General features: G+C 66.8%; 5 protein-coding genes. 1 reads left to right on the forward strand and 4 read right to left on the reverse strand.

Annotated features, from left to right (window positions below):
* The first annotated feature begins 50 nt into the window (after nucleotides 1-50).
* Nucleotides 51-1541 carry an amino acid adenylation domain-containing protein gene (locus ACF1CT_RS31655; protein WP_391787437.1) on the forward strand — a complete coding sequence of 497 codons (1491 nt, stop codon included), beginning with the start codon at nucleotides 51-53 and terminating at the stop codon, nucleotides 1539-1541.
* A 371-nt stretch (nucleotides 1542-1912) separates the two neighbouring features.
* On the opposite strand, the gene ACF1CT_RS31660 is transcribed toward ACF1CT_RS31655, so the two are convergent.
* The 4 genes from ACF1CT_RS31660 to ACF1CT_RS31675 form a co-directional block, all read right to left on the reverse strand.
* On the reverse strand, nucleotides 1913-2968 hold the full coding sequence (locus tag ACF1CT_RS31660) for a TauD/TfdA family dioxygenase (protein ID WP_391787425.1): 1056 nt from the start codon (nucleotides 2966-2968) through the stop codon (nucleotides 1913-1915).
* Nucleotides 2965-5400, reverse strand: coding sequence for an amino acid adenylation domain-containing protein (locus ACF1CT_RS31665; RefSeq protein WP_391787426.1), 2436 nt, complete (start codon nucleotides 5398-5400; stop codon nucleotides 2965-2967). The genes ACF1CT_RS31660 and ACF1CT_RS31665 overlap by 4 nt, the downstream gene beginning before the upstream one ends.
* Before the next feature lie 179 nt (nucleotides 5401-5579).
* Nucleotides 5580-5798 carry an MbtH family protein gene (locus tag ACF1CT_RS31670; RefSeq protein WP_391787427.1) on the reverse strand — a complete coding sequence of 73 codons (219 nt, stop codon included), beginning with the start codon at nucleotides 5796-5798 and terminating at the stop codon, nucleotides 5580-5582.
* Nucleotides 5799-5872: 74 nt separating this feature from the next.
* Nucleotides 5873-6195: phosphopantetheine-binding protein (locus tag ACF1CT_RS31675; RefSeq protein WP_391787428.1), on the reverse strand; the 323-nt coding region annotated here is incomplete at its 5' end.

Raw genomic sequence — 6195 nt, forward strand, 5'->3', positions numbered from 1 at the left:
CAGCGGAAAATCTGTCAAGGAAAGCCAAGAGACATGGAGACCGGACCGTGATGTTGCACCAACTCGTTCGGGACGCAGCCCGGCGAACACCTGATTCCACGGCCGTGGTCGGGCCGGACGGCGAGGCGACTTATGCGCAATTAGATGCCTGGGCCGATGAGATCGCGCTCGAACTCGCGGATCTCGGCGTAGGCCGCGGCAGCCGCGTCGCCATCTGGCTGGACAAATCCGTGGCCGCCATCGCGGTCATGCAGGCCACGCTGCGTCTGGGCGCCGCCTACGTTCCTCTCGACCCGCAGGCACCACCTCGGCGTATAGCAAAACTGGTGGATGACTCCGCTCCCGCGGCTCTGGTCACGCCACCCGAACGAAAGGAGTCACTGGCCGATTTCGGTGCGGTCCCCTCATCGTTGTGCGCCTGGCCCGACGGAACCCACTGGCGGAAACTTCCGGTCGCCCCGAACCCATCGCCCGACCGGCCTGTACCGCTTCCCACCGGCACCGATGACGACCTCGCCTTCATCCTCTACACCTCCGGATCCACCGGCGAACCCAAGGGGGTCTGCCACAGCCACAACAGCGCCTGGGCCTTTATCTCATGGGCCGCCGAAGCGCAGAAGGCACATGCCGGCGACCGGTACTCGAATCATGCTCCTTTTCACTTCGACCTGTCGGTGAACGACATATATGTGCCGTTCACGGTAGGCGCCTCCGTACATCTCGTACCTCAGGAAACCTCATATTCCGCCAAGGGGCTGGTCCAGTTCCTCCTGGACCAGGAGATCACCGTCTGGTATTCGGTTCCGGCCGCACTCATGCTGATGATGCGGCACGGTGGCCTGTTGGCGACCGAGGTACCGGCGCTGCGCTTCCTGTTGTTCGCCGGGGAGGTCTTTCCGATCGGTCCGCTCCGTCAACTCCGCGAGCACCTTCCAAACATTCCCTTCATGAATCTCTACGGGCCGGCCGAGACCATTATCAGTACCGGATACACAGTCGAAGATATTCCGGCAGAAAGTATTCTTCCGGTGCCGATCGGCACCGCCTGGTGCGGAAACACCGTCACCGTGATCCGCCCCGACGGACAGCCGGCCCAGGTCGGAGAGGAAGGTGAACTGGTCGTCACCGGCCCAAGTGTCATGCTCGGCTACTGGGGCCGCCCGCCGATCACCGACCGTACCTACGCGACCGGGGACATCGCCCTTGTGCTGAACGACGGAAACCTTCAGTTCGTCGGCCGTCGGGACGCCATGGTGAAGGTGCGCGGAAATCGCATCGAACTCAGCGAGATCGAGGCGGTGCTGCAGAGCCATGAAGGGGTCGCCGAGGCTGCCGCGTTGGTAGCGGACAGCGGCATCGACGCCCATATCGTGGCGTATGTCGTTCCCGCGCAGGGGCATAGTCCCTCACTCATCGATCTCAAACGGCATTGCGCGCGACAACTGCCCCGGCATTCGATCATCGACACCGTTCACCGGCTGTCGTCCTTGCCGCGCAACGCCAATGGGAAGGTCGACCGCCGGCTGCTGGCCGCACAGTAGTCACGCCGATGGCGTCGGGTGTGGTGGCCTGCTGTCAGCACACGGTCACCACACCCCGAAATCGGCCGCGGGTGGACAGCGCACCCGCGGTCGTCATCGATGTCGCCCCGGATCGGTCCGCCGGCCGAGACCGGCAACGCGAAGATGCGTGAGGACGGCCGGTCCGGGAACCGCAAGAAGTATGACGGCCGGTTTGGCCGATCCGCCCTCACGATGGGCCCGGAACGCCTCTTCGAGCAGCGAGGTGATCCGTTGCTCATGTCTGCTCGGGATCTCATGGACCTGCGCGTCGGAGAGGTCGGCGAAAGGGAGGGCCTGTGCGTTCATGACGATGGACGGCTCCGTTCGGGAGAGGCCGGCCGAACGACCCGTCAGGGAGCGGCGGCGGGTTGATGGGTGGGCGAACAGTCGGCGAGCCGCACGGGAGCGCCCAGGACCATGCCCACCTCGCGATGTCCCTCGTACGGTTCACGGCTGTGCGCCATTCGGATGTTGTCGACCAGGAGGACGTCTCCCGCCTGCCACGGCTCACGCAGGGTCGCCGCCTCGTAGACCTTGTTGATGGTCGCCACGGTGTCCGCGTCGATGGGCGATCCGTCGCCGTAGCGGGTATTGAACGGCAGCCCGAGTTCGCCGAACTGCGTCACGAGGAATTCCCTGACCGCCGGTTCCATCGTCCATTCGTTGAGGAACGCGATCTGGTTGCACCAGACCCGGTTTCCGGTCAGGGGATGCCGGATCACCGCGGAACGCCGCTGGGTCGTCCGCAGCCCGCCGTCCTGCTGCCAGGCGAAGCCGATTCCGTTGGCTTCGCAGTACGCCTCGGCCGCATCACGTTCGGCGACGCCGATCGATTCCTGCCAGGGAACGCCCACCAGGTCGTTGTACGAGCGAACCAGCGACCAGCCGTGCTCGGTGAAGCGTGTGACGATCGGCTCCGGCAGGCCGGCGAGGACCGCCTGGGCGTCGGCAAGTCCGGTGATTCCGCCGCGAGTCGGCGGGGCGAAGCAGCCGATCGTGAGCAGCCTGGGAATCTCCAGCCCGTAGCTCACCTCATGGTGCATGCACATCGGCTGGTCGGGCGGCCATTCCAGGGACGAGACCACTGGCCCGCCGAGTGGACGGCGCCGGGCGAATGCCTCCCGCTCCGGCATGACGGTCCCCGAGAGCCGCTCGCCGATCCGGCCGAGCGCGGCGGAGTCACGCACTCCCAGGCCGCGGAGCAGTACGGCTCCGTGGTCCAGCAGGGCGGATTCCAGTGCGGCCCTGCGCTCACCGATCCACTCGGGCAGAGAACTGGGCGCGACGGACTCCGTGACGCGGAGAATCGGGGGCTTGCCCGGGGTCAGTTCCAGGTCGAGGTCCCCGACAAGGCCGGACTCCGTGGTGGCCGCCTCGGCGGCCGTCGACTCGGTGGAATGCGTCATGTGCGCTGGTCCTTCCGCTGCTGCGTGTTCTCATCGATGGCACCGGCGAGCTCGGACAGGACCGGGCGGCCGACGATGTCCTGGAGCGTCGCCGCCCCACCGAGCGCGACCCCGAGGCGCACCGCCGACAAGGAGGTGCCGCCGGACTCGAAGAAGTGGTGGTGGCGGGTGATCTCCGCGACCGGAATGTTCAGTACCTGCGACCACAACTCCGCCAGCCGCTCTTCCGTCGCCGTGCTCAGGGCATCGGCGGGGGCCACTGCATGGGCGGGGGCAGCCACCGCGGCCGCTTCGCGTGCCAGCGCCTTCTTGTCAACCTTGCCGTTACCCGTCAGCGGCAGGGCATCCCGGTGGTGGAAGACCCCCGGAACCATATAGACGGGCAGGGTCTCGCCGAGGGACTGCCGCACGGCCTCCGTGTCCAACGGGGCATCCGCGACGTAGAACGCGACCAGGTGCTTTTCCTGGTCGGGGCCTTCCGCCACGACAACGGCGGAATCCCGTACCCCCGGCACGCGCAGCAGGTGATTCTCGATCTCGCCGATCTCCATGCGAAATCCCCTGATCTTGGTCTGCGCGTCCCGTCTGCCGAGGAATTCCAGCGTGCCTTCCGGAAGCCACCGGCCGATGTCGCCCGAGCGGTAGAGCCGCTCCCCCGGGCAGTGCGGATCGGTTCCGAAGGCGGCGGCGGTCCGCTCCGGGTCGTTGATGTAGCCGCGGCCCACACAGACACCGGAGAACACGATCTCCCCCGGCGCGCCGAGCGGAACCGGCTCAAGCCGCTCGTCCACGACATACACACGCACGTTGCGGACCGCCGACCCGAGGGGCACCCGCTCCTGGCCCGGCACCCCGTGCATCACCTCGTGGTTGGTGTCGTCGGAGGTTTCGGTCAGGCCGTACGCGTTTACCAGCTTGATGTCCGGGAAAGCGGCGAACCAGCGCTCGACCAGCTCTTTCTTCAATGCCTCACCGGTCGCGCAGACGCTGCGCAGCCGCCCGAGGCCACGCGGCTGCTCCTCCAGATAGCTGAGCAGCACCTCAAGGTAGGAGGGGACGACCTGGAGGATCTCTGCCTCGCCCTCGACGAAGGCGTCGACGTACCGGCGGATGTCCAGAATCTCCTTCTGCCCGACGATCAGCGTCCGGGCGCCGACCAGCACCCCGCTCATCAACTGCCACAGCGAGATGTCGAAGCACTGCGGCGCCGTCTGGGCGACCACCTGTCCGGGACCTATCTCCAGGTCCTCGATCTTGGCGAGCAGATGATTGAGCATCCCGGCGTGCTCGCACATCGCGCCCTTCGGCTCTCCTGTCGAGCCGGAGGTGAAGAAGACATAGGCGAGTTGACCGGCGGACACGGGAACGCCCGGATCCGTTTCACGATGCCCCTCGGCACCTTCCCGGCCCTCCGCCAGCACATCGGCGATCAGCAGCCGGGACGGGGCGCCGGATACCGTCAGAGCCTGGTCGAGCATGCCGGTGCTACCGAGTTCGGTGAGTACGAAACGGCAGTCGCTGCGGGCAAGCATCGCGGCGATCCGCCGGGCGGGAAAGTGCGGCTCCACCGGAAGGTAGACCCCGCCGGCCTTGAAGACCGCGAGAACCGAGGCCATCCACGTGAGATTTCGTTCGGTGACGACTGCCACCACGTCCTCGGGCCGCAGCCCTCGGGCGAGCAGTGCGTGGGCGATGCGGTTCGCATGACGGTTCAGCGCGTCGTACGTCCACTCCGTCCCGCCGTACACGGCGGCGATCCGGTCGGGGTGCTCACGTACACGCTCCTCGAACAGTTCGTGCATCCGGCGATCCGGAAGGTCGCGTCGGGGCCCGGCCAAACCATCGATCTGGTGGGCGAGTTCCTCCGAGGAAAGAATGCGCTGGGTCTGATGCTCGACCGTGTCGTCGACGGCAATCAGTTCCAGGGCCGCCAGCAGATATCCGGCGATCCGCCGGGCGTAGGGCAGGTCGAGGACGTCGGCGCGGCCGAGCAACCGCAGTCGCAGCCCGTCCCGCACCGGGGCGAAGGCGATGTGCGCAACGGTGGACGCCGACAGCACGGCCCCGTCCGTCTGCTCGGAGGGGGTGGCCGAGTCGAGCGCGGAAAGGTCGAGAACCACTTCGTACCGCGGGGCGGCCGTGCCTAACTCCGTCCCCGGGGACGGGCTCTCATCCATCGCCCGATGGGCCGCCAGCACCAGCTGCCGCCAGTCGCCATCCGCCACCAGCAGGCCATAGGGCCGGCTTGCGCCGCCACCGCCGGGCGCGGTGTATCCGGTCAGTACGTCCCGTTCGCCGGAGAGTGCCGCCAGTACCTTCGTGTGTGCCGCCAACAGTACGGATGGGAGTGGCACCCGCAGACGCTCGGCAAGACCAGTGAGCCGCAGGACCGTGTCGGTGGGAACGTGGCACTCGTAATCGGTCGTCGGCATGTCGTCATGCCGTGGTTCGGTGCGCCATCGCGGAATGGAAGAAACGATCCTGGATTCACTGATCGCGCCGGCAGCTGTCGGTATGCCCATCGTTTCTGTGCCTTTATCAGAGGGATGTGGTACCGGTGGCGCTCTCCGCCGAGAGCGCCACCGGGAATGCGTTGCCCGGCCGTACCGGCTCAAGCTTCCGCGGCGGCCATGGCCTTGGCCAGGCTGGCCGGACGCATATCCGTCCAGTTCTCCTCAACAAACGCGAGGCAGGCGTCCCGCGTGTCCGCGGTCTTGGCGACGGTCCAGCCACCGGGCACCTCGATGGACTCCGGCCACAGCGAGTGCTGGCCCTCGTCGTTGACAAGCACGAGGTAGGCGGCGTCCGGGTTCTCAAAGGGGTTCGTCATGGAATTCTCCTCATTCATTTCTCGATGGGTTTGCAAACCTCCTGGGGAAAGGCCTTCCTTCTCCCAGGAATTCATCAGGGCTTTTCGGTCGGCCGAGTCATACGGCGCAGCGCCGGCCGCTTGGTGGCCGCTTCCTGTGGTGCCTCCGACAGGTGTTCGGCCAGTCCGGCCACAGTCGGTGAGGCGAACAGTGTGCCGATCCCCACCTCCGTCTTCAGCACACTGCGTACCCGGCTGACGAGGCGGGTGGCGAGGAGGGAGTGGCCGCCGAGGTCGAAGAAGCTGTCGTCGATCCCGACCCGGTCCACGCCCAGCACCTCGGCGAACAGCCCGCACAACACCTCCTCCTGCGGGGTACGCGGGCCGGAACCGCCGGCCGTCGCCGCGTAGTCCGGTT

Origin of the sequence: Streptomyces sp. NPDC014734, from assembly GCF_043083325.1 — a bacterium.
In the GTDB taxonomy this organism is placed as follows: Bacteria; Actinomycetota; Actinomycetes; order Streptomycetales; family Streptomycetaceae; genus Streptomyces.